This window comes from Herpetosiphon llansteffanensis, assembly GCF_003205875.1.
In the GTDB taxonomy this organism is placed as follows: domain Bacteria; phylum Chloroflexota; class Chloroflexia; order Chloroflexales; family Herpetosiphonaceae; genus Herpetosiphon; species Herpetosiphon llansteffanensis.
Map to the genome: position 1 here is coordinate 97,658 of NZ_PUBZ01000065.1, position 23,053 is coordinate 120,710.

The 23,053-nt window shown below is 51.4% G+C and carries 19 protein-coding genes; 8 read left to right on the plus strand and 11 right to left on the minus strand.

Features of this window, described 5'->3' with window-relative positions; translation table 11 throughout:
• The first annotated feature begins 105 nt into the window (after positions 1–105).
• Positions 106–1,890, plus strand: coding sequence for an AMP-dependent synthetase/ligase (locus C5S61_RS04320; RefSeq protein WP_110513865.1), 1,785 nt, complete (start codon positions 106–108; stop codon positions 1,888–1,890).
• A 9-nt stretch (positions 1,891–1,899) separates the two neighbouring features.
• Positions 1,900–2,559, plus strand: coding sequence for an MOSC domain-containing protein (locus C5S61_RS04325; protein WP_110513866.1), 660 nt, complete (start codon positions 1,900–1,902; stop codon positions 2,557–2,559).
• Positions 2,560–2,902: 343 nt separating this feature from the next.
• On the opposite strand, the gene C5S61_RS04330 is transcribed toward C5S61_RS04325, so the two are convergent.
• The 9 genes from C5S61_RS04330 to C5S61_RS04370 form a co-directional block, all read right to left on the minus strand.
• Positions 2,903–3,433: a GNAT family N-acetyltransferase gene (locus C5S61_RS04330; protein ID WP_110513867.1), complete on the minus strand. Its 531-nt coding sequence runs from the start codon at positions 3,431–3,433 to the stop codon at positions 2,903–2,905.
• 21 nt (positions 3,434–3,454) lie between these two features.
• A complete protein-coding gene (locus C5S61_RS04335; protein WP_110513868.1) occupies positions 3,455–4,483 on the minus strand; it encodes a WD40 domain-containing protein in 1,029 nt (342 codons plus the stop codon).
• 109 nt (positions 4,484–4,592) lie between these two features.
• Positions 4,593–5,297 (minus strand): hypothetical protein, encoded by a 705-nt coding sequence (locus tag C5S61_RS04340; protein WP_110513869.1) that lies wholly within the window; start codon positions 5,295–5,297, stop codon positions 4,593–4,595.
• A gap of 96 nt (positions 5,298–5,393) precedes the next feature.
• Positions 5,394–6,461 (minus strand): glycosyltransferase family 4 protein, encoded by a 1,068-nt coding sequence (locus tag C5S61_RS04345; RefSeq protein ID WP_110513870.1) that lies wholly within the window; start codon positions 6,459–6,461, stop codon positions 5,394–5,396.
• 30 nt (positions 6,462–6,491) lie between these two features.
• A complete protein-coding gene (locus C5S61_RS04350; RefSeq protein WP_110513871.1) occupies positions 6,492–6,902 on the minus strand; it encodes a c-type cytochrome in 411 nt (136 codons plus the stop codon).
• Positions 6,902–8,302, minus strand: coding sequence for a DUF7133 domain-containing protein (locus C5S61_RS04355; RefSeq protein WP_110513872.1), 1,401 nt, complete (start codon positions 8,300–8,302; stop codon positions 6,902–6,904). Before C5S61_RS04355 ends, C5S61_RS04350 begins: the two co-directional genes overlap by 1 nt.
• A gap of 107 nt (positions 8,303–8,409) precedes the next feature.
• Positions 8,410–10,242, minus strand: coding sequence for a type 2 lanthipeptide synthetase LanM family protein (locus C5S61_RS04360; RefSeq protein WP_110513873.1), 1,833 nt, complete (start codon positions 10,240–10,242; stop codon positions 8,410–8,412).
• A complete protein-coding gene (locus tag C5S61_RS04365) occupies positions 10,239–12,971 on the minus strand; it encodes a tetratricopeptide repeat protein (protein ID WP_110513874.1) in 2,733 nt (910 codons plus the stop codon). The genes C5S61_RS04360 and C5S61_RS04365 overlap by 4 nt, the downstream gene beginning before the upstream one ends.
• A gap of 67 nt (positions 12,972–13,038) precedes the next feature.
• Positions 13,039–13,269 carry a mersacidin/lichenicidin family type 2 lantibiotic gene (locus tag C5S61_RS04370; RefSeq protein WP_110513875.1) on the minus strand — a complete coding sequence of 77 codons (231 nt, stop codon included), beginning with the start codon at positions 13,267–13,269 and terminating at the stop codon, positions 13,039–13,041.
• A 193-nt stretch (positions 13,270–13,462) separates the two neighbouring features.
• Here C5S61_RS04370 and C5S61_RS04375 point away from each other — a divergent pair, with 193 nt between their 5' ends.
• The 4 genes from C5S61_RS04375 to C5S61_RS04390 all read left to right on the plus strand — a co-directional run bounded on the left by C5S61_RS04375 (position 13,463) and on the right by C5S61_RS04390 (position 18,042).
• Positions 13,463–13,663: a hypothetical protein gene (locus C5S61_RS04375; RefSeq protein ID WP_110513876.1), complete on the plus strand. Its 201-nt coding sequence runs from the start codon at positions 13,463–13,465 to the stop codon at positions 13,661–13,663.
• A 40-nt stretch (positions 13,664–13,703) separates the two neighbouring features.
• Positions 13,704–15,863 carry a peptidase domain-containing ABC transporter gene (locus C5S61_RS04380; RefSeq protein ID WP_110513877.1) on the plus strand — a complete coding sequence of 720 codons (2,160 nt, stop codon included), beginning with the start codon at positions 13,704–13,706 and terminating at the stop codon, positions 15,861–15,863.
• A 412-nt stretch (positions 15,864–16,275) separates the two neighbouring features.
• A complete protein-coding gene (locus tag C5S61_RS04385) occupies positions 16,276–17,220 on the plus strand; it encodes a hypothetical protein (protein ID WP_110513878.1) in 945 nt (314 codons plus the stop codon).
• 12 nt (positions 17,221–17,232) lie between these two features.
• Positions 17,233–18,042, plus strand: a complete 810-nt coding sequence (locus tag C5S61_RS04390; RefSeq protein ID WP_110513879.1) for an alpha/beta hydrolase — start codon at positions 17,233–17,235, stop codon at positions 18,040–18,042.
• 36 nt (positions 18,043–18,078) lie between these two features.
• Here C5S61_RS04390 and C5S61_RS04395 read toward each other — a convergent pair whose 3' ends face one another.
• Positions 18,079–18,804 carry a sensor histidine kinase gene (locus C5S61_RS04395; RefSeq protein ID WP_164689222.1) on the minus strand — a complete coding sequence of 242 codons (726 nt, stop codon included), beginning with the start codon at positions 18,802–18,804 and terminating at the stop codon, positions 18,079–18,081.
• A 223-nt stretch (positions 18,805–19,027) separates the two neighbouring features.
• On the opposite strand from C5S61_RS04395, the gene C5S61_RS04400 reads away from it, so the two are divergent.
• Together C5S61_RS04400 and C5S61_RS04405 are read left to right on the plus strand one after the other, a co-directional pair.
• A complete protein-coding gene (locus tag C5S61_RS04400; protein WP_110513881.1) occupies positions 19,028–20,077 on the plus strand; it encodes a ThiF family adenylyltransferase in 1,050 nt (349 codons plus the stop codon).
• Between the two features lie 45 nt (positions 20,078–20,122).
• Positions 20,123–21,241: a glycosyltransferase family 4 protein gene (locus C5S61_RS04405; RefSeq protein ID WP_110513882.1), complete on the plus strand. Its 1,119-nt coding sequence runs from the start codon at positions 20,123–20,125 to the stop codon at positions 21,239–21,241.
• Between the two features lie 48 nt (positions 21,242–21,289).
• Here C5S61_RS04405 and C5S61_RS04410 read toward each other — a convergent pair whose 3' ends face one another.
• On the minus strand, positions 21,290–22,999 hold the full coding sequence (locus C5S61_RS04410) for a hypothetical protein (protein ID WP_110513883.1): 1,710 nt from the start codon (positions 22,997–22,999) through the stop codon (positions 21,290–21,292).
• Positions 23,000–23,053: the final 54 nt, after the last annotated feature.

The window sequence follows — 23,053 nt, forward strand, 5'->3', positions numbered from 1 at the left end:
GCTGGCAATTATTTAACATCAGCTGTATAGCCCCAATACACTTGCTAACCACAGACGTGTTGTCGTTCGCCGTTGAATTGTTGCAAAGGTCTATGGAGGTAGCCCATGTCGTTTCGTAACCTTGGTGAGTTGTTTCGCGAGCGTTCCCAAGCCTTTGCCCACCTCAACCGCTGGCGAACCCGCCGCAATGGCGAATGGTTGACCTGCACTAATGCAGAACATCAACGCCATGTCTATCAACTCATGGCTGGTTTTCAAGCGTTGGGGCTGCAAAAAGGCGATCGGGTGGGAATTATGGCCAACACGAGTGTCGATTGGCTTGAAGCTGATTGGGCGCTCGTTTGTTCTGGAGCCGTGCCAGTTTCGATTTATCCCTCATTGATGGCCGATACCGTGGCTTTTATTGCCCAAGATGCAGAACTTAAGTTTCTGCTGATTGAAAATCGCGAACAATACGATAAATTGCAGGCCGTGCGCTCGCAACTTGAGCATATCGAGCGGGTCATTATTTTTGATGGCCGCGACTTGCCCAGCGACGACCCGTGGATTTTATCGCTCACCAGTTTACGCCGCATGGCAACCAACGATTCAACTGCGCAAGAGGTGTTTGCCACCAACTGCGCCAAACAGATCGAGCCAGAAGATCTGGCGACGATCGTTTATACCTCGGGCACGACTGGTAATCCCAAAGGTGCAATGTTGGCGCATCGGGCCTTACTGGGCGAATTAAACGCGATTCGCAGCACGATGGGCATGAAGATGGGCGAAGATGATGTGTTGTTTTTGCCAGCAGCGCATATTTTTGGCCGCTTGCAGCATATGTGCGGGGTCGATAACGGCCTCAACACAGCAATCATCGAATCGATTAAACAAGTGCTCGACGATGTGCAAACGATCAAACCAACCTTCTTCTTCAGCGTTCCCCGCATGTACGAGAAGATTTTTAGCACAGCCCAAGCGCGGGCCGAAGCCAGCCCAATTCGCAAACGAATTTTTGCTTGGGCAATCAAGATCGCGCGCCAGCAAAGTAACTACAAAGCCAAAAAAGCTGCTGCTCCTGCAAGCTTCAAGCTCAAATATGGCTTGGCTGATCGCTTGGTGTTTAAAAAAGTCCGCACCTTGCTTGGCGGCAACATTCGCTATGCAATTACTGGCGGCGCACCGCTCGACATCGAAATTTTGGAATTTTTCAATGGCGCAGGGGTGTTGTTGCTCGAAGGCTGGGGCTTGACCGAAACCTCTGCTGCGGTAACTGCCAATCGCCCAGACGATTATCGGCTTGGCACTGTTGGCAAGGTGTTTCCTGGCAACGAACTTAAAATTGCCGCCGATGGCGAGGTGCTGGTGCGCGGCAATCTGGTAATGAGCGGCTACTACAATAATCAGCAAAAAACCGACGAAGCGCTGATTGATGGCTGGTTTCATACTGGCGACATCGGCAACATCGATGCTGACGGCTTTTTGAGCATCGTTGATCGCAAAAAAGATCTGCTGATTACTGCATCGGGCAAAAACATTGCGCCGCAAGCAGTTGAAGCCGCCTTCAAAAATAGCCCCTACATCTCGCAATGTGCAGTGTTCGGCGACCGCCGACCCTATTTGGTGGCGCTCTTCACGCTTGATCTAGAAGCAGTGACCGCTTGGGCGAATCGCGAGCATGTGCCGGTTGATGCCAATTTACATAAGCATCCTAAATTAGTGGCGGCGATTGAGCACGAAGTCCAAACGATCAACCCTAGCTTGCCCTCGTTCGAGCAAATTAAGGCCTATGAAATTTTGGCCGAAGATTTTACAATTGAAAACGATTTACTCACGCCAACGCTCAAAATTCGTCGCCGCCAAATCTATGATCGTTTTGCCAAGACTTTTGAGCAATTGTACAAACGCTAGAGGATTGTTGTGATTACGATTCAAACCTTGGCCATCGGCCAGCCCCAAACCTACCACGATGCCAAAGGCGCTTGGTCGTCGGCGATTAGCCGTCACGCCGTTGCTACACCAGTGCGCCTCGAAAGCTTGGGCCATGTTGGCGATGCGGTTGCCGACACCAAAAACCATGGCGGGCCAGATAAAGCTGTGTGTTGCCAGCCAGCCAGCCATTATCCGTTGTGGCAAGCAGAATATGGGCTTGCAGCTGATCATCCGATGTTGCAACCAAGCGGCATCGGCGAAAATTGGACGCTGAGCAACGCCACCGAGCATGATGTTTGTATTGGCGATGTGTTCAAGGTTGGCAGCGCATTGGTGCAGGTCTGTGCGCCACGCTACCCGTGCACCAAACAAGATCGCAAACTTGGGCTGGATGGCTTGCAAAAACGCACAGTCGAAACGCTACGCAGCGGCTTTTATCTGCGGGTCTTACAGCCTGGTGAGGTGCAAGTTGGCGATCAATTGGCATTAATCGAGCGTCCGCATCCTGAAATTACGGTGCATAAAGTTAACCAACATCTGCACCATGAGCGCGATGAAGCCTTTGGGCGTGAGCTATTGGCCGTGCCCGAACTCGCCGCCAGCTGGAAGCGGATTATTCAAATGATTATTCCTAGCTTGGCTGAATAAGCATTCCCGCGTTCCCTCAGCCCCTTTCTCAGAGGGGTTTGAGGGAACGCAAATCTATAGCAGTTGCTCAAGCATAATCCGCGACCAAACCATATTCCTTGATGAACGTGGCAATCGGCCTTCGCGATCTTCGTGATCTTCGCGGTTGCCGTAACCTGATTCCCATGCCTATCTATGGTTGCCACGAATCAGCTCCTTCATCCCTCGGTTGCTCTGCGCCTCTGCGTTGAAAACTACAATATTTTTAGCCACGAATTGCACGAATTGCACGAATGAGAAATAGCTATTGGCTTTTGGCTAAGGGCTTCATCCCTCATCCTTCATCCTTCATCCCTTCTATGTTCTATAGTAGTTGCTCAAGCTCGGCGCGCATAGCCACGCGGGCGCTTGCTGGCAAGCCAGCGGCGATATGGCCTTGGGCAATTGTCGTTAATTCATGGCCATATTCAGCCTCAGTCAAGGCCCGAAAGCCCAAGCGCGCATACAATTTAGCATTCCAGGCAATATCGTTGAAGGTGAGCAAGCTCATGCTGCGATAGCCCTGCGCCTTGCCCCACGCCGCCACTGCCGCGATTAATCGTCGGCCCAAGCCACGCTGGCCATGCTCTGGATGCACATCAAGTTCACTGAGATAGACTTCATGATCGATAATGTTGGCCAAGGCAAAGCCAACTGGTGTATTGTGGGCATCGGCGGCAACCCAAACCCCATCCCAAGCGAAATAAGCCTGTAAATCGTCGAGGCTTGCTGGCGGCCATGCAGCAATAAAGGCGTGCTGAGTTGGCACAAACAGCTGGGCTGCTGCTACCTCGATTGCTGGCAACAAGCTTAATTCAGCCTGCGTTGGCCGCCGAATCGTATAATTTAGTTGCATTGCTATTCCTCAAAGCTCCGTTTACTCTGGAAGCTGCCACAATTGAATCTCATTATCAACCAAAATGGCTAAAATTGGCTTATGTGGATGCCATGAAGCATATTTAATCGTTTCATTGAATTTAATCGTAGGATAGTTCTCAAACGTATGGCTTTGATGGTTCAATGTTCGCAATTGGTATGATGGTTGATAGATAATGCTATGCTTGCTATACGGGCTAATTGCAAGAATATCATCACTTATATTTTTATCAGCAAGCTCGGCCAGATGATTATCTTTCCATTGGATAATCGATGTTGGTGGATTTCGAATGGCAATAATGAGGTTTTGGTGTGGGTTGACAGCCATTTCTGAATAACTGCCTTCAATTAATGTTGCTAATGTTTCATTTTCAGTATCAAGGATAATAATTTCAGCATTTACGCTATTAATAACAATTTTTGTTGGATCTAACCATTCAATATTCCAGGTAAAATCAATGATTGGCGATAATTGCTTAATCATCGTACCATTGTCATCAAATAAGACAATTTGATGATAATACTGACGATCAAAGGCATAATATTGATTGACAGCTAATTGATTTGTGCTGATATTCCAACTTATATCGCGAAATGAATATTCTATATTACTATTAATTTGTTTGATAATTGTGCCATCAGCTGACCATAAAACGAGCCGGTTGCCATATGACACCGCCACAATATCTTTGCTCGGATGCCATTTGATGTCGCGAATAAACGGCCCCATAAATAAATGTGAGCGAAAATCAGCGACAAGCTCACCAGCGATTGAATAGATAAGGATATTTTGCTTATCACTTGAGACAGCCAACAGATCGCCACGTGAATTCCATTGCACAATCTCGGCAAATGGTTTGCGTTGATCAGTCGTAATCGTATGGACGAGCGTTGGGGTATCGACAGGCGCAAGTTGCTCAAGCGTAAATGGCCGATTGGCCCAATAGAAATAACCAGCGGCACTAACCAGCAAGGCCAGCAAAATGCCAAAACTCAATAGGGTTTGCCAACGCGACTTAAGGCTCTGCATAGTCTCTCCTACTCAAGCTGTTGTTGTACTCTCATTATCCAAGATTTATCGAACCATAAACAAAACTCCTTTGGCTGAAATACCAAAGGAGTTGTAGTTTGTTCAAATGCTAGGCGGTTGGCGGGCGGAGATAGGTGCGGTCTTGCAAGTTGGCTAGTTCGGTTTCTTCAGTTTCATCGTCGTCGTCAAGCTCGGGCATTGGGGCTTGAAAACTGTGTAGCGCATCGAGCACTTTGCTGACGTTCTGCATCAGATCGCGAATTTCTTGGCGTAGCTCGTGTTCTTCGTGCAGCGCTTCGCCAAATGGCCACGACTGACGACCAGTTACCGTGCCAACAAAGGCCATATATTCGCCAGTAAAATGCAATTGCACGTCAATATCCAGCGGTTGATAATCGAAAGTTTTATCTTTGGTCGCTGCTTGAATCGCTTGGGTCAATTGTGGAATATTGACCACATTAAAGCGCTGTTCCTCGGTCAGAGGAATTGCATAATTCAAATCAAAATCGAGATCAACGTTGTAGGCGCAGCCTTCAATCGCGTGCAAACATGGCTCATCAGTATCGTGATACAAGGCGCAGATTGCATCGCTGCCCATCACTGAAATCGCAGTCAGCGCTGCATCCCAGGTAAAGCTAATGGTCGCAACTACATGCTCCATCTGCGTGTCGCGCTGCTTGGCTGGTTGGCAACTGATGCTCAACGTCCGCGCCAACGAATGCGGATCTAGCTGTTCTTGCGAAAATTGAATCGCTAACCCTGCTCGCTCCGCCTCGCTAATTAATACCGTAACCACTGCTTCATATGTTAACATCTTCGCTCCTTTCAGCGAGGCTTGTTGTGTCCATGGTCATTATAGCACTCTCAATCATGGCGCAACATTTGCCGCTCGTAGGAGATTGTAAATCGCTTAGGCTAAAACTTCAGCTAAAAAGCGGTCGGTCACAGGCTCCCAGCTGTATTGTTGAACATGCTGCAAGCCATAGTCACGATAGCGCTGTTGTAGCTCAGGGTTTTGCAATAGTTCGATAATTGCCTTGGCGATGGCCGCTACGTCGCTTGGGCCAACCAAGGTGCCTGCTTGGCCATGCGGCACAACTTCGGGAATCGCCGCTACGTTGGTGCTGACAATCGGCAAACCACTAGCCATGGCTTCTAAAAAGACAATGCCAAAGCCTTCTTGAACGCTGGGCAAGCAAAAAATGCTGCTGCGCCCATACCACGCTCGCACTTCAGCATCGTCGGCAAGTGCGCCAAGCATGCGCACTGAGGCTTCGAGATTGTAGGCGCGCACCACGCCGCGCAGCATGTCGTGATCGGGGCCGTCGCCAATAATTACCAATTGGGCTTGCGGCACATGCTCAACGACGCTGGCAAAGGCCCGAATCAAATCGATCACATGTTTGCGCGGATATTGGCGGGCAACACACAAAACCGTCCATGGATCGCGCTGTTTGCTCTGGGCCTGCTCCTGCCACAAACCCAAATCGATGCCTTCGGGCACAATGCCAATGCTGCTGGTTGGCACACCATAATGGGCGTGAATCATCTGGCGGCAATATTCGCTGGTTGAAATAACCTTGGGCGCACGCCGCGCATTGAGCATTTCGATGCGAGAGAGCGACCACAGCAAGGCGCGAATAAAGCCTTGTTCATGGCGTTGCTCCTCGGCAATTACGCCCTTGATGCTACAGATATAGGGCACATTTAAACGTTGGGCAACCAGCACGCCATCAATATCGAAGCCAACCACTAAATCGTATTGATGGTTGGCAAGGCGGCGGGGCAGTTGCCAGTTGTAATATAAACGGCGCAGGGTCAAATTGCGCGGCCAATTGCCAGTTGGCACGATGCGATCAACGATGTGGCCACGGGCTTGCAACGTACGCGCTAATCCGCCGATTGCTGCCGCCGTGCCACTGCCATCAACCACCGTTTGTAACCACGAATCTAAGAATGCAATTCGCAATTGCTGCATAGCACCTACATCTATTCAAGGCCAACGCGCTTAATCAATGCCACTTTTCAGCGTTAGCATATAACCAATCAGATCATTAATATCTTGGGTTGATAATTTTTGGGCATAATCGCGCGGCATAATGCCTTCTTGAAATCCGCCAACCAATTCTTTATCTGGCTCGGTCAGCGAGAGCCGCAGATAATCGATGGCGCTGGTGCCATCTGGGCGTTGGGCAGTGCGATTGCCAATATTCGAGAGATTTTGGCCAATGCCCTGACCCGCTTCGCCCGCAACATCACTATGGCAATCGATGCATGCTTCGAGTTGATCGAGCGTCAGCACCTCGGCTCCTTGGAAAATGCGTTTGCCACGCTCTGCATTGCCGACGCTGGTGCTATCGTTGGCAGCACCACAGCCGAGCAACACCAAACCCAGCGCTAGATAGCACAATGTTCGCATTAACGCGCTCCATTATAGGTGATTCGGTAGATTGCACTTGTGCCAAAATCGGCGATATACATGTTGCCATCGGGGCCGGTAATTACATCGATTGGGTAAAGCATGCCATCGGCGAAGGTGGTGGATTTGGCTAGATAATCGCCGTTGCTCGTTTTGCCAACCTCAATATGTACAACCTCGCCTGTCTGCCAGAGCGTCAAAAAGGCGCTATCGCTGTAAATTTGCGGGTATTGGTTGCCGCTATAGAAGGTCACGCCAGTTGGTACCGAGTGGGCAGGAAAGCTAATCAATGCGCCGCGTGTGCCGCCATCGCTGGGCGGATCGCCAAAATAATAGGGGTAGCCATAGTGCTGGCCTTCGACCAGATAATTAAATTCATCTGGTGGATCGTCACCTTCAACCGAGCTAGGGCCATTATCGCCACCAAACAAGGCACCATCGGCGTTGAAGGCCACATCAAACACGTTGCCCAAGCCACGGGCATAGGGGCGCAAATCGGTGCCATCGGGGTTGACCGATAAAATGCTGGCGGCTAATTCATTGTCCTCAAATTTGCCGTCGGTTGTGCTGCCAACCCCAAAATATAAGCGGCCATCGGGGCCAAAGGCCAAGCCATTATTGGAGTGCGGCTGCAACACCATCGAGGGCAAATTATCAACGACAATTCGGCGGCTATCGGCCACGCCATCGCCATCGCTATCGCGCAGAGCTTCGATTTTGCCCGAACTGGCACAATACAATTCGCCATCGCGCCAGACCAAGCCAACCAATAATTCAAAATCGCCAGCCCATTTGCTCAAGCTATCGATCTGGTGGTCGTTGTTTTGGTCGCGGCCAATCCAGAGATCGCCAGCAATATCGGCGATGTAGAGTTCGTTTTCTGGGCCAAAGGCGATGGCGGTCGGATTATCCATCGTGCCACTGGCGTAGATGCTCCACTCGAAGCCTTCGGGCAGATTGATTGCGCGCAGTTTGGGGTCGCGTTGGCGTTCGCGCTCAGGAATGCTGGTTTGCCACATCGTATAAAACGCTAGTGTGGCGATTAAGGGCATGGCCAAGAGCAAAAAGAGCGCTAAGCCACGGCGGCGCAATTGCTGGTCGATGCTATATCGAATCTGCCGTGCCAGCGACCATAAGCCGCCTGCAACGATTGCCAGTGCACCCAGCACCACCGCCGCTTGGCTGAGCAAATCCCAAAATTTCACCCGAATTAATGGGTCACCAATGCCAATTGGGTAGGTGCTGAGCAAGCCTTGAAAAACCAGCAAAATCAAGCCTTGGATTGCGATGGTGAGGCCAATCCAGCGCCAGCGGCCTTTTTGGCGCATCAGCACTAATCCACCGACAATCGCCCCAACCCACAGGGCTAGCAGCACTAAGCTCGCAATATTGAGCAGCATTATGATAATCCTTTGAGTGTGTTTACATAAAACATTGACCTGCAATGCAGGCCAACCTAGGTAGTTTCAGTTGTTCAGTCGTAGCACGCACTACTAGGCTCAGTATATCATGGCTGCTGGGGCGGTTTTGGTGAAGCATTAGTCCCAAAAGCGTGGCGAATTTGGGCGATTTGGCGCTCGCAATGCTCGTTGCTCAAGCCCGCGACCGCTTGTTCAACCCGTTGCCAACTGCTTTGGGCAAGTTCAAAGGGCAAAACTTGGCGCTTAGCATCCCAAATTGTTTGGGAACGCGGAGTTGTGCCAAACCAGGGAATATCGCCTTGCCAAAGCGCTGCTTGCTCGCTTTGCAAAAAATGCTTGAGCTGCGGGCGATCAGGAATGCTTAGCCACAAATGATCAAACAAACAATCGCGATCGAGCGCATCGCGTAGCCGATTGGGATGGCTGGCGTGGCGCAGCAAAATGGCGTAGCTATTCGATGGTCGCACAATCACCCGAATCGTGGTATCGGCGCAGGCGGCCAAGCCAACGCTTAATAACTCGGCTTTTGCGCCAAGTAACGCGCCATAGGTGCTGCGAAAGCCTTGCTCGACCTCGGCTGCATAGGCCAAGGGATCGATCTTGAGTTTGCTACAGGTTGGCAAATTGTGGGCTGGCTGCACGGGAATGGGGGCGTAGCGCAAGGCCATGTGATCAGTATTCGTCTCATCCCAAACTGGTTGGGGCAATGGCAAGGTTTGTTCGGCGTTGCCAGCGATGCCACTGAGATCAACGCCTGGATGCTCGTTGGTGGCGAAGTGTAGGCGCGGCAACAAGCCAACTTGCTCTGCTTCAATTAAATCGTTGCTATTGCTTAATAACGGGTGGCACAAGCCTTCGAGGTCAATCAAAACGGGATCTTCACCCACGGCAATTACATTTTCATAGTGTAAATCGCAAGCTTGCAACACCAAGAGCAAGGCCAACAAGGCTCCGTGGCGTTGATAAAAACGCTGCACTGCTGCCGAATCGGCACATGGCGCAGCTTGGAGCCATTCTGTCCAGCCGTAGCTGCCACAATCGAGCACCTGCAAGCCGCGCAGCTTAATTGTGGCTGGTTGTTGGTTGTGCCAAGCCAAAACCTGATTGAAGGCAGCTTCGGTGCTGAGCGAGCGTGGTTTGTAGGCCAAATGCGTGCCGCTGGCAAAATCGAGGCGGCAAACGCTTTGGCCTGCGTGACGATCGCCTAAGCTCTCCAAGCCCGTCCATTCGCCTAATTCAAGCGCAAAATGGCGTTGCAATTGCTGCCAATCGTGGGCCAGATGCTGGGCAATTTGGCTGACAAAATGAATAATCGTTTGGCATTCGTGAACCAAACTATGCAGCAAAACGGGATAATTGGCTAAAAGATCGAGCAAATCGTTGATGTTGCTATAGCGTTTAATGAAATATTCAAAGCGATCTTGGCTGGTTGCGCCGTGCAACTCACCGCGCAAACGCGCCACATTCAGCTCTAAAACCATGGTTTGGGCAGTTAATTGGGCTAGCCTTTGGGCTAGGGCCTTGCCAATCGCCGCATGTAATGTTGGCCAATTGTGCTTAACTTGGGCTTTGTTCAAAGCTTGTTCAATCTGAACAAGGCAATAATCGACCAGCGGCCAAAGCGGATAGCCCAAATTGAGCTGATTGAGCCAGCGCGGATGTGGATTGGCCTGCCATTCCCGCCAAGTTGCGAGCATCGCCGCCCAAGCTGGGGGCGCAAGTGGCATGGCGGGGTCAAGCAGGGCTTGAAATTGCTGCTCGCTTAATCCATCAAGCGCCAGCCGTGCCTGCCACCACAACGTTTGCTCGAAGGGAGCTTGTTTGCGCCAACGTTGCGCGCGTTGGGCTGCACGCGGGCCGATTTCGCTCAAGCCAAGTTGTTGGCGTTGGCGCAAATTCAGGCTTGCCAACCAATTCATGTGCGTAGCTCGTGCAATCGTAGGGCTGGCATTTGGGCGAGCAGCTGTTCGACGATTGGCTCGGTTTGCTCGGGCAGTTGGTCTGCTTGCTTGAGGGCTTGCTGCACAAATTGCCAACGAGCTTGTTGGTTGAGCCAACGGCGCAGGCCATATTCGCGGCGTAATTGTTCGACAGTTTCCACAACTGGGCCGATTGCGCTGCCATAGCCCATGGTTGCCAAGCAAAAAGCCAAGCTTTCGAGGGCTTGGGTCAGGCCTTCTGGGTTGCCAATTGTGCGATAGCCATGAATTGCTTGGTTGATTTGCTCGATCGCCGGTGCATAATGGCCTTGAATGCAATCAACCAAGGCCAAACCACGCAAAGCATTGGCAATGCCCACGCCAAATTGCATGCTGCGGCCCAATTCGAGCGCTTGGGTAAATAATTGGCGGGCAATCAGATATTGGGCCTGCTCAACCGCCAATTGCGCTTGCACCGCCAACACCATACACAACATATGCTTGCTGCCAAGATCTTGGCTCATTTGGGCTGCTTTGCTGAGATAGCAGCTTGCTTGCTCCAATTCGCCTGCTGCCAGCGCCGTATAGCCTTGGTACATCAGGGCAAAGCCAATCACGGTTTTGTTGCTCATCTGCTCGGCAATGCTATAGCTTTCGCTAAAACAGCGCTGAGCGGTTGGGTAATCGCCGCGATAAAGCGCCAATTTGCCTTGATGTTGCAAGACCATTGAAATGCGATTTTCGTATTGATGTTGCTGACAGAGTGCCTTGCTTTGCTCAAGCAACTCGGTAGCTTGGCTTAATTCACCACGATCAAGCTGCAATGCGCCTAAATTACAAATGAGACTGCTAATTGCCATTGGCAGATCGAGCGTGCGCCAGATTTCGAGGCTATCGTTGAGCAAGGCTTGCGATTGAGCATATTGGCCTTGCCAATGGGCAATTAAGCCCAAATTATTGTAGACGCGGGCCATGCCCACTTGATCGTTGGCGGTTTCGATCAGTTGGCGACTTTGCGAGAAGCTTTGAGCCGCAGCGCCATAATCGCCTTGATGATAGGCCAAATAGCCCGCTGCGTTGAGCGTTTCGATCCAGAGGGTTGGCTCAAGCGTGGTTTGGCTGGTTTGGGCTTGATCGATGGCTTGGGCTAGCCAACGCCGCCCTTCGCCAGTATAGCCACGCAAATACCAGAGGTCGGCCAAATTGGTGGCCATTTGCACCAGTTGCTCGACCTGCTTCTGGCCAAAGAAAAACTCCAAGGCTGCGCGAAAATTGAACAAATCGCGCTCAAAGCGATCGCCAGCGGCCACATGATGGTTGTGTTGGCTGAGATCAGCCTGCAATATTTGGGCCAATTGCAAATAATAATTGGCGTGGCGTTGCGCTGCTTGAATGAACAAACCAGCTTGTTGCAACATCTCACGGGCATATTCGCGCAAGACATTCAACATCTCAAAACGAGTTTCATCCTGTTGCTCGGCTTTGGTGTAGAGCAAACTTTTATCGGCCAAGGTATTGAGGCCGTCAAGTAAATCGAGCGCCCAAGGCAGTTCGGCCCCAACTGCGGCCAAGCCATCGAGGGTACAACTTTGCGGAAAGACCCCAACATGCATAAATAGCTGCTGATCGCTTGGCTCAAGCAGATCGACGCTCCAGCGAATTGCCTCGCGCAGCGTGCGTTGACGTTGCGGATGATCGGCTGAGCGGCTGGTCAAGACAGTTAATTGATGCTCAAGATGACGCAGCATCGCTTTGGGTGAGAGCAACATACTGCGCGCAGCAATCAACTCGATACTCAACGGCAAGCCATCGAGCTGACGACAGACGGCGCTAATATCGCCAAGAGTAGTTTGATTAATCTCAAAATCGGGATTGACCGCTTGGGCACGCTCGATAAACAAGGCTACTGCTGGCGAGTGGGTGGTCGGAGTAGCCTCATCAGCAGGCGTGGCCAATGCCAAAGGTGCGACCGCAAAACGACGTTCACGGCGTAAGCGCAAGGCCTCGCGGCTGGTGACCAAAACTTTTAAGCCATAACACGCTTGAATGAGCTGATCGATTGAGCTAGCGGCAGGCAAAACTTGCTCAAAATTATCGAGCACCAATAGGATTTCGCGGTCATACAAAAACTGCTTCAAATCTTCAAAGCTGCGCCGCATGCCAGTTTCTTTAATGCCAAGCGTTTGGGCGATAGTGCTAAGTACATCTTGGGGATTGCTAACCGGAGCCAATGCCACCACAAACACGCCATGGCGAAAGCGTTCAAGCTGCTGGGCCGCAACCTGCAACGATAAACGGGTTTTGCCAACGCCAGGCGGGCCAACGAGCGTCAACAAGCGCACATGCTCACTGGCTAAACGTTCGTTGATCGCCGCAACATCAAGCTCGCGGCCAATTAATGGATTTGGCAGATCAACTAAATTATGTGGTGCTTGATCGACCACAAAATTGACTCGCGCAGCGCCTGGGGTTTGATCTGCCCAGATCGGCCCAGTGGTTGTTTCCGAACGAGCAAAATGCACGAATGCAGTATGTTCAGCTTCGGGAACATTACAACATTGGGCTAAGCGCTGAGCAATCTGACTCGATGGCTTAAGCGTATTCGCTTCAATTTTACGAATGGTAACCGTGGCACAGCCAACCAAATGAGCCAACTCGTCTTGGGTGAGATCGAGGGTTTTTCGGCGTTGTTTAAGCCACATTCCAAAAGAGGCATCAACCTTAGTCATAACGCTGTCCAATGTGCTGTGGAGAGGGTCAGTTAAGCAAGGACATTAGGGTGAATTGGTTGCCGACTTACTGTTGATCGTCGTTGGTATTGACCACGCAGGGAACGAGACTGGTGACTGAAGTCATGGTTGGAATGATGCTGCAATCCAAAAGACCGCCTTGAATTTGGCGCAATTCTTCGTCGCTCAACTCGGTCATTCCAGCGGGATTGGCTGGCGCAGGCCGTGGTTTCGTGGGTTCGCTCTCAGGATCATTTTCAGCATTATTCCACGCGTTGATCGTTTCTTCATGCGACATGCTGGGTCTCCTTTGATTGTTTGGGTGGGTTTAATTTTGGGAGGTTGTTAGATGCCCTAGTATACGGTTAAAATACGGTTATTGGCAAGCGTAGTTTGAGCGATAGCGCTATATCGGTTTTTATATCGGTTTTTGGCTAGTTGGCAAGCGCCAAGTATGGTTAAATGGGGCCAGCTTTTCAGGAGGACACCCAATGAATGACCACAGCCAAACCGCTCTGATTCCAAACACCTCATTATTTCGCTCGGCTGCGCTAACGTCATATGTTGCTCATCATCAAGAGCAGGTTGTCCAAGAGCGAATTTCGCCGTTGTTGCTGCGAAGTTTGTGGTTGCTGGTTGCGCTACTTTCAGTCAGTTTAGTTGTGATTGGCGCGCCGCTCGTCAGCCTTTAGCCCACGGATAACCTTGCGCAACTAGCAAGGTTTGGCGCGATTGAAACGTTGGTTTGCCCGCCTCAAACGGCGTAAAGTTCCGGTTTTACTCCAATTAAGTGCAATTGAATGTGGTGCTGCCTGTTTGGCCATGCTGCTCTCGTATTGGGGCAGAGCAACCAGCGTTGCCGAAGCTCGCGAGGTCTGTCGGCCATCGCGTGATGGCTTGAGTGCCCAAACGATTGCTGCTGCTGGCCGCCACTATGGCCTCGTTGTGCGGGCGTTTGCCCTGCAAAACCTCGATTTTGGCTCACTACAACTTCCGGCAATTTTGCATTGGAATTTTAATCATTTTGTGGTGCTTGAGCGCTGGTCGCCACGCGGCGCGACGATCGTCGATCCCGCTTTGGGCCGACGCTTTGTGCAGTTAAGCGAGCTTGATCAACGCTTCACGGGGATTGTGCTTAGTTGCCAACCTGGCCCGAATTTTGAGCAACGCCAACGCACCAACACCGATCAATGGCGCTTAATTCGCACAACCCTCTTGGCCAAACCGAGTTTATTAATGCAGATTATTGTGGCTTCTGGCTTGTTGCAATTGGTCGGGCTGGCGCTGCCATTGCTGACGAAAAGTTTGGTGCAGCAAGTAACGCTGCCCAGTTTTGAGGTGCTGCTTGGGCGGGTGCTGATTGGCTTGGGCTTGATTATTAGCATTCGTTTTTTGATGCAATATATGCGCAGCCTGTTGTTGATTCAATTGCAACTGCGTTTTGATACTGATCTGAGCGAGCATTTTCTGAGCCACTTGTTGCGCTTGCCGCTGGCATTTTTCGAACAACGCAGTAGCGGCGATTTATTGCTGCGCCTGACCAGCAATAGCACAATTCGCGAATTAATTACCAACCAAGTGCTTTCGGTAGTGCTCGATGGCGGGTTGATGCTGATCTATGGTGGCTTGCTATTTTGGCAAAGCGGCAGCTTTGGCCTAACCGTCACCATTATTGCGCTGCTGCAAGTGGCGATTATTTGGCTCACCCAAGGCCGTTTGCGCCCGCTTGTCGAGACCGATTTGTTGGAGCAAGGCGAAGCCCAGAGCTATTTGATCGAGTTGCTGAGTGGCATTACCACGATCAAAGCCATGGGTGTTGAGCAGTATAGTTTTAGCTATTGGCAAAATCTGGCTCGTCGTCAGCGCAACACCAGCCTGCGCCGCCAACGCCTGAGCGCGGTCGTCGATAGTCTTTTGGGCACGTTGCAAACTGCCACGCCGCTGATTTTGCTCTGGGTTGGCTTGCGCGAAGTGCATCAAGGCAGCATGGATTTAAGCACGATGCTGGCATTAAACGCCATTGGCACATTGGCACTCGCGCCGTTGGTCACATTAATTAGCCAAGGCCAACGCCTACAATTATTAACCAGCTACCTTGAACGTTTAAATGATGTGTTGATGGCGCAGCCTGAGCCAGATGGCAGCTTTGCGCCCGACCAACGTTTACAAGGCGCAATTCGGCTAGACCAAGTTAGTTTTGGCTACAACCCGCATGCAGCACCAATTTTGCGCGATATTTCGTTGCAGATTCAACCAGGCCAAAAAGTGGCCTTGGTTGGACGCACTGGCTCGGGCAAAAGCACCTTGGCCAAATTATTGTTGGGCCTGTATCAACCGACCAGCGGCCAAATTTGGATCGATGAGCAACCAATTGAACACTACGACCGCCAAGCGTTGCGCCAACAATTTGGGGTTGTTTTGCAAGATGCATTTTTATTTAGCGGCTCAATTCGCCAAAATATCAACCTTCAGCGTGCAACTTTGCCAGCAGCTCAATTGCTTGCTGCCAGCCAACGAGCAGGCTTGCACAACGATATTGTGAGCATGCCAATGGGCTACGAAACGCGAGTTGGAGAGGCGGCGGGCGGCATCTCAGGTGGGCAACGCCAACGGATTGCCCTAGCACGGGCCTTGTTGCGCCAGCCAGCAATTTTAATTTTGGATGAAGCCACTAGCCAGCTCGATACGCTGACTGAACAAATTGTTGAGCAGCAACTCAACACATTAAATTGCACGCGGATTGTAATTGCCCATCGCCTGAGCACGGTCAAAAATGCCGATTTGATCATTGTGCTTGATCGCGGCCAAATTGCCGAGCAAGGCACGCACGCCGAGTTATTAAACTCCGATGGCGTGTATGCCAAAATGGTTGCCAATCAACAAGCAAGCTAGCAGTAAGTTCCCTCACCCCAACCCCTCTCCCATCCGATGGGCGAGGGACTTTAACGCCATGGTTTTGGCGAAATGTATCGCTAAACGATGATTGACTCCCCCTCGCCCTCGTCCAGTGGATGATAGGACTTCAATTCTTTTGCTCCCCCTCGCTCGCGTCTAGTGGGAGAGGGGGCTGGGGGGTGAGGGAACACCTTTGCCCTGCTGATCAATGCAACGTTTTGCTTCCCAACAACGTCTATAGACTAAATCTTTTGGCCTAGAACTTGCTCGCCAAAGCGGTTAAACCCAACCCAAAATAAACCCTTTGGTGTATTCCCAAAATCCAGGCCATATGCTATGCTGCACCGTGCAGTGCGGCATTGAAGATTTGAATACCGCGGCTGTGTGTAGACGAAGCAAAGGAGCCTGTATGTCGCGTCGTAAGGTGCGATTATTTTTTTGTCTGCTTTTAGTAGCAGTATTGGGAGTTCATGGTTTACAGCGTAGGCAAGTGATTGTTGCGGCAGCGCCAATGGTTTTTGACCAATATGCACCGCCCCAAACTCACAGCTATTATGTGCCAAATGCCCCAGCGATCGTCGGTTGGCCAAGTGCAGCTGCGTTATTTTATGCAGCAGGGCGGCCTTACCCAACGGATATTCCAGCGGCCTATTACGACCCAAGCTTTAATTTGACCATGTTACGGTTGCGTTCAAGCATTATTGCCAGCGCCAAACGCCATAATCGCCAAGCCATTACCAACCTTACAGATGATCAATTTGCCGTAATTATTGCGGCCCAACTTTACTTTGAATATAACGGGGCTTTGGCGACGCGCGGTACGTTTGGGCGGGCAGTAACTCCGGTCTATCAAGAGGCGCAGGGGGTTGCCAATTCGTTGGGTTTGGGCAATTTTAGCGTTTGGCCCGCCAATTTGCGGCCTTCGGTTGGCAAAAGTTTGCTCAACGGCGAGTTGCCCTATGTAAATTCGCTCAATCAGCCAACCAGCCGCCCAGTTGCACTGACGATTTATGGTAGCAAGCTCCAAGCTCAAATGCAGCGTTATAGCGATTGGCAACCAAGCGAAACCGAAGTTGCCAATGAAATTAGCGATCCATTTTTGGCGGTCGAATATTTGGCGGCCAACTTTGAGATTGCCAGCTATCGCGCCGAACACGATTGGGTTACCGTCAATTGGATGACCTTTGTGGCATGGCACAATCAGGGTGTGGTTAGCCCCGGCCATATTACCAGCAATGGGCAATTGGCGAATGTGCTGCCAACCTTTGAGCGCTATATTCCTGGCGCAATGGCCTTGATCTACACGCCGCCCGAGGTTGGGCCAAGCATCGTGCGGCAGCCGATTGCCAAATAAACTGAGGATGCGATGACCCACGAGGTAGAAACATTAACCGATTTGCCCTATGGCAACGCAGCTGGCTATTTGCTGTTTCTCGATCTGTATCGACCTGAGCCACTGCCAGCGCAGCCTTTGCCGGTGATTGTGTATCTGCATGGCGGTATGTGGCGACGTGGCGATAAAGCCTTGAGCAGCGATCCGTTTTTGGCCCAAACTGGCCGCTACATTGTCGCCAGCATTAATTATCGCCGCAGTGATCAGGCGATTTTTCCGGCCCAGCTGCACGATGCCAAAGCTGCCGTGCGTTGGTTGCGGGCCAATGCTCAAAAATTCGGGATTGATCCAGCCAGAATTGGGATTTGGGGCCACGATGCAGGTGGTCATTTGGCAAGTTTGTTGGGCGTAACGGGGCATGTTGCCGATTTAGCGGGCAACAATGGCAGCGCCGACCAACCAAGCAATGTGCAAGCGGTGGTTGCGGTGGCTGCGCCCAGCGATTTGAGCCAACTTGGCGATTGGCACGACGAGCCAGATTCATCCGAATCGTTGTTGGTTGGTGGGGCTTTGCCAACCCGTAGCGAGTTGGTGCAACAAGCTAATCCCTTGAACTATCTTGATCAGCCAGCCCCGCCGTTTTTGCTGATTCACGGCGAGAACGATCAAACCGTGCCGATCAGCCAAAGCCTGATTTTGCAGCAAGCCTTGCAAGCTGCCAATGCCGAGGTTGAATTGTTGCGCTTACCTGAGGCCGAGCATAATTTTGGCCCAAACAGCCCCTATCTACAGCAGATAAACCAGCAAATCTTGGCTTTTTTTGATCGGGTGTTGCAAGCATAAAAAACAGCGCAGCCATGGTGGCTGCGCTGCATTATTTTAGCTGCGGCTGGTTTCTGGCTCGGCGCGCGGAACCGTAAAGGCAAAGACGTTGCCTTTGGCCAAGCGCTCGATGGCAACTTTGCCACCATACAACTCAACCAACGATTTAACCACTGGCAAATCCAAGCCCAAGCCATGCTGCTCGCGTGAGAGCGGCAGGTTTTGCGGCACAAAGAAGCGGTCGAAAATCCGTGGCAAATCCTCGTCGGTCAGCGGCGCACCCTCGACCGTAAAGACCACTGCGACGCTATCGGGCATCGTGCGGGTTTGCACCACCACTGCATCGCCAGCGTTGCGCACAAAGCGCAAGGCCACGCTCAGCAAGCGCTCGATAATTAAGCGCAAATGGTCGGGATTGGCCAAAACCAAGGGCATTGTTTCTGGTAAATCGCTGACGATTTCAACCCCGCGATCATGGCTTTCGGCGCGAACCTCAAGCAAGGCTAAATTGAGCGGTGGTAACACCGAGGTTGGCTGGGCGATTTTCTCCTCGCTCAGCACCCCATACTCACCCTTGGCCAACAAAATATAATCCCGCACAAGCCGATCAATCCGAGTGCCACCCCTGCGGATAATTTGAAGAAAATTGCGTAAATCGGCCTGCCCAATTTGGTCGGCATGCATCAGCAAATCGGTACAGGTTTGGATCAAGGTCAGCGAGGTGCGAAGCTCGTGGTAAAACGGGTCGAGTGTGGCTCGTTCAAAGCTGCTGGCGCGGCTCATCGGTAACTCCTTGGGTGCGCCGTGTTTCCCATCTAACACGTCAAAAATAATGCTAAGCATAACTGGGCATCATAGCAAAAATGGCTTACCTAGTGGGGGCTGGGCAAGCAAATGAATTAAGAGGCCATGCTACAAATAACCAACAATTAGCTACGATTTTACGAGGCGGTATCAATCTCTGTCAAGTTGATACTGTCTCACCTGCGCGGTACAATGAGCCACAATGCAAACAGGGGGTTTTATGCCCAGTAGTGGGATTCAATCAGCACGCTATAGTCGCCAAACTCGCTTTGGCGGGCTTGGCCAAACTGGGCAGGAGCGCCTAGCCCAAGCTCGGGTGGCGATTGTGGGTTTGGGCGCAACCGGTAGCACCATCGCACATGGCTTGCTGCGAGCAGGCATCGGCTACTTGCGCCTGATCGATCGCGATTGGGTTGAAACGCACAATTTGCCGCGCCAAAGTTTTTATACCGAGGCTGATGCTGACCAGTTGCAGCCCAAAGTTGTGGCCGCCAAAGCCCATGCCCAGCAAATTAACAGTGCCTGCGAAATCGATGCTGTGGTGCTCGATCTGCACGCTGGTACGATTGATCAAGCACTTGCAGGCGTTGATTTGGTGATGGATGGCAGCGATAACCTCGAAACGCGTTTGTTGATCAATCAATGGTGTGTGCGTGAGCAGGTGCCATGGATTTATAGCGGCGTGCTTGGTGGCCATGGCATGACGGCGAATTTTCGCCCGCAGCAGGCCTGTTGGCGCTGTTTATTCGTCACATCGCCTGACCCAGGCAGCATGCCCACCTGTGAAACTGCGGGTGTGGTTGGGCCAGTCGTCGGCGTAATTGGCAATCTCGCGGCAACTGAAGCGCTCAAATTGCTGAGTGCTCAAGGCCAAGCCAACCCCGATTTGTTGATGCTCGATCTCTGGGCTTGGCAATTTGAGCATTTGCCAATGCCAGCGCCACGGCCCGATTGCCCAGTTTGTGGCTTGCGCCAATTCGATTTGCTTGATCAGGCTAGCGAGCCAACCATCAGTTTATGTGGTCGCAACGCAATTCAGATTCGCCCGCAGCAGCCAACGACGATTGGCTTGGCGCGTTTGGCTCAACAGCTACAACAAGCAGATTTGCGGGTGGTGCAAACCGACTATCTTTTGCGCTTTGCAGCCGAAACCTACCAAGCAACCGTGTTTCCTGATGGACGCGTCATTGTCAGCGGCACCGATGATCCAGCGGTGGCGCGCGGTTTTTACACTCGCTGGATCAATCATTAAGCTGTTGATCGGTTTATTTTCGGACACTTCTAAGCTGGAGCAGTTATGATTCTGCGATTTGCGCTGGTATTAGCCATTGGTGCCAGCATTACCTTCATGTTGACTCCCTTGATTCGGGCGTGGGCGATTCGCCGTGGCCTGTATGATATTCCCGAAGCGCGGCGGGTGCATCGGATTCCAACTCCACGGCTTGGCGGCGCGGCAATGTTTGCTGGCTTTATGGCGGCCTTGGGAGCGGCGGTAGTTGTGCCTTGGGGCGTGCCGCAAATGCAGCGCTTTCCAATCGAGAGCTTTCGCTTGGGTTTGTTGGCGGCAGGTGCAACCCTAATGTGGGTTGTGATGACGATCGACGATATTAAAAAGCTCTCGGCCCGCTTTCGTTTGATCATCCAAATTCTGGCTGCATTAATTGCGGTTGGCCCCTATTTATGGGAATGGACGCTGCATCCAGCAATCAATGGGGTGGATGTTGGGGCACGCGGCATTATTGCGACGGCTTTTAATACGCCGTTCCCGATGTTTCGCCAGATTAATTTCCACGAAATTTGGCCGCCGCTCGCCATTGGCGTTACGATTTTTTGGATTGTGGGCATGACCAATGCGCTGAATTGGATCGATGGCTTGGATGGCTTGGCTGCTGGCGTAACATTCATTGCCGCGATTGTGCTAGCGATTCACACCTATTCGTTAGGCCAATATTCGCTAGTGTTGGTGCCCTTGGCCTTAGCAGGCGCATGTTTGGGCTTTTTGCCCCACAACTTCCACCCAGCCAAAATCTTTATGGGCGATGGCGGCGCGATGGTGATAGGCTATAGTTTGGCGATTTGCTCGATCATCGGCGGAGCCAAGCTAGCCACAGCCTTATTGGTGCTTGGGGTGCCGTTGCTCGATGGCGTATGGATGATCATCTGGCGGCGGGTACGTGGCGCTGGAGCCAGCGTCTCGGATCGGGCACATTTGCATCATCGCTTGCTGGATTTGGGCTTATCGCAACGCCAAGTTGTGGCTTTTTACTATAGCGTGAGCATTTTATTTGGCAGCCTTGGATTGCTGCTGCCAGATAGTTGGTGGAAATTGGGAGCGTTGGCAATGTTGACCAGCCTGATGATCGGGCTGTTATTCTATCTGGCACGCAAACAACCGCAAGCGCAAAAATCCCTTTAAATGCGAAGGCCACAGCAAGCACTGTGGCCTTCATTGTTTTAGCTGGGCTTAATTCTTGAAGGCGACTGGAATATAGAAATGGCGTAATCCAGTGGTGTACCAAATTCGTGCGCCACAGAATTGCACAGTATTGGTTGGATTGAGCAACGAGAAACTGATCGAATGATGAACATTGCCTTCCGAAAGATCATAATGCGAGCCAGGATAGTCTACGATCTGCGATGTATAGCCAGTGGTTGTAGGAATTGGGTAGGCAAAGATTGGGTTGAACCAGCCTTTACCATCATAGGCCCACAAACGAGCAGTTGCCCCATTGCCAGCTAAATTGCGATAGTAGAAGCGAATTCCCAGAATCGCACTTTTGGCGGGCAGTTGAAAGGTATAGGTGATCTCAGAATCAGTATCAAACGAAACACACCCTGCAGCGTCGATTTGTTGGATATAGGCAGTATCGCGAGGAACGAATGAATAGGGAGTTAAAAATTGATATTCATCAGTGATTTGCGGGCTAGCGCTTTCTTCAACTGTGCCTAATTCCAAGGTTTGGATTGGGCTTGGCTCGTTGGCTGCTGCGCTTAATAATGCACCCTTGGCATCGCGGTCGCCAACACCATTGGCAATTGGGTTGCTTGCTGCTGCCGTTGCGCGACCCTGAACTGGTAAGGTATAAAACGAGCGAATTCCACACATCTTAGCCGATTCGCTGGTGCCCGGGCGAATATACAGCAAATAGCCTTTGAGCACTTCGTTAATAATTTGGACGTTGTTATCCAAATTAATATAATCTTCGGCGTAGCCCGTTGCTTGGGTTGTGGGTTCAATCGCTACAGTTGAGGTTGAAGAGCCATTAACAGTGACCAAATTGGCATACATAGTTTGGCCGCTGGCATTGTTGTAGTAGAAGGCGCGATAGCCGCGAAATTGCCTGCCATCGGGCATATCGACTTCGGTCGATAAATTGAGACCTTCGGTCAAAATCATACAGCCAGCGCCACCATAACTATAGCGACTGCTTGCATCGACCGCGACAAAATCGCTGGCTGCTGTAAAGTTATAGCCGCTAATGCCGCCTTGTAAGGCATCAGGGCGGTTGGCTGGCGGCGTGCTTGCTGGGCGGGCCACGACTGGGTTATAGGCATATTTTACCCGCACCCCACACAGCGCATGGTTGATGCCAACTCCGCCGCTATACCACACCAACGAGTAGGCATAATTAAACGAATCATAGGCCGTGGGCGTGAAGCTCGTAGCCGTATAACTTGAGCCATAGCCACCATTACCACTACTGTTTAACAGCGCAACTGATTCAACGCCCCCAGCGCCATTGAAGCGGTAGAGGTAGAGCCGTGAATTAGCGGCGGCATCAGTATCACGATATTGAAACTCAACCCCAATAATTGTCGCACCCTCAGGAATATCCAATTTGGTGCTCAAGGCTTCATTATCACCAAACGACGCGCCTGGAATCGACTTAATATAGGTACAACCGGCACCATAATAGGCATAACCAACGTTCGAATTGCGGCGATGAAAGGCAATCCCAGGGTACGAAGCGGTGGCGTATGACGTTCCACCATTGATGCTGTTCAACCCAGCCTCAAAATCCTGTTTGCTGCCTGCTTGCTCGGGGTTTAACAATGGCGCAGCCTGATCGCCAGTCAACGGCGTTTGGGCCGTAATTGGCGCAGGCTTCAGCCACATACTTGCTACGAAACCAAAAAAGACCAACACGAAACACACTCTTCGGGTAATCCACATACACAACCTCCAAGAGTCAACAACGTTCGGTAGATTAACGGTACATTATGAGGA

What these genes read in the sequence shown, in the direction of transcription:
- C5S61_RS04320 (WP_110513865.1), top strand. Translation starts at nt 106, where the DNA reads ATGTCGTTTCGTAACCTTGGTGAGTTGTTTCGCGAGCGTTCCCAAGCC.
- C5S61_RS04330 (WP_110513867.1), bottom strand. Translation starts at nt 3,433, where the DNA reads ATGCAACTAAATTATACGATTCGGCGGCCAACGCAGGCTGAATTAAGC.
- C5S61_RS04335 (WP_110513868.1), bottom strand. Translation starts at nt 4,483, where the DNA reads ATGCAGAGCCTTAAGTCGCGTTGGCAAACCCTATTGAGTTTTGGCATT.
- C5S61_RS04340 (WP_110513869.1), bottom strand. Translation starts at nt 5,297, where the DNA reads ATGTTAACATATGAAGCAGTGGTTACGGTATTAATTAGCGAGGCGGAG.
- C5S61_RS04345 (WP_110513870.1), bottom strand. Translation starts at nt 6,461, where the DNA reads ATGCAGCAATTGCGAATTGCATTCTTAGATTCGTGGTTACAAACGGTG.
- C5S61_RS04350 (WP_110513871.1), bottom strand. Translation starts at nt 6,902, where the DNA reads ATGCGAACATTGTGCTATCTAGCGCTGGGTTTGGTGTTGCTCGGCTGT.
- C5S61_RS04355 (WP_110513872.1), bottom strand. Translation starts at nt 8,302, where the DNA reads ATGCTGCTCAATATTGCGAGCTTAGTGCTGCTAGCCCTGTGGGTTGGG.
- C5S61_RS04360 (WP_110513873.1), bottom strand. Translation starts at nt 10,242, where the DNA reads ATGAATTGGTTGGCAAGCCTGAATTTGCGCCAACGCCAACAACTTGGC.
- C5S61_RS04365 (WP_110513874.1), bottom strand. Translation starts at nt 12,971, where the DNA reads ATGACTAAGGTTGATGCCTCTTTTGGAATGTGGCTTAAACAACGCCGA.
- C5S61_RS04370 (WP_110513875.1), bottom strand. Translation starts at nt 13,269, where the DNA reads ATGTCGCATGAAGAAACGATCAACGCGTGGAATAATGCTGAAAATGAT.
- C5S61_RS04375 (WP_110513876.1), top strand. Translation starts at nt 13,463, where the DNA reads ATGAATGACCACAGCCAAACCGCTCTGATTCCAAACACCTCATTATTT.
- C5S61_RS04385 (WP_110513878.1), top strand. Translation starts at nt 16,276, where the DNA reads ATGTCGCGTCGTAAGGTGCGATTATTTTTTTGTCTGCTTTTAGTAGCA.
- C5S61_RS04390 (WP_110513879.1), top strand. Translation starts at nt 17,233, where the DNA reads ATGACCCACGAGGTAGAAACATTAACCGATTTGCCCTATGGCAACGCA.
- C5S61_RS04395 (WP_164689222.1), bottom strand. Translation starts at nt 18,804, where the DNA reads ATGAGCCGCGCCAGCAGCTTTGAACGAGCCACACTCGACCCGTTTTAC.
- C5S61_RS04400 (WP_110513881.1), top strand. Translation starts at nt 19,028, where the DNA reads ATGCAAACAGGGGGTTTTATGCCCAGTAGTGGGATTCAATCAGCACGC.
- C5S61_RS04405 (WP_110513882.1), top strand. Translation starts at nt 20,123, where the DNA reads ATGATTCTGCGATTTGCGCTGGTATTAGCCATTGGTGCCAGCATTACC.
- C5S61_RS04410 (WP_110513883.1), bottom strand. Translation starts at nt 22,999, where the DNA reads ATGTGGATTACCCGAAGAGTGTGTTTCGTGTTGGTCTTTTTTGGTTTC.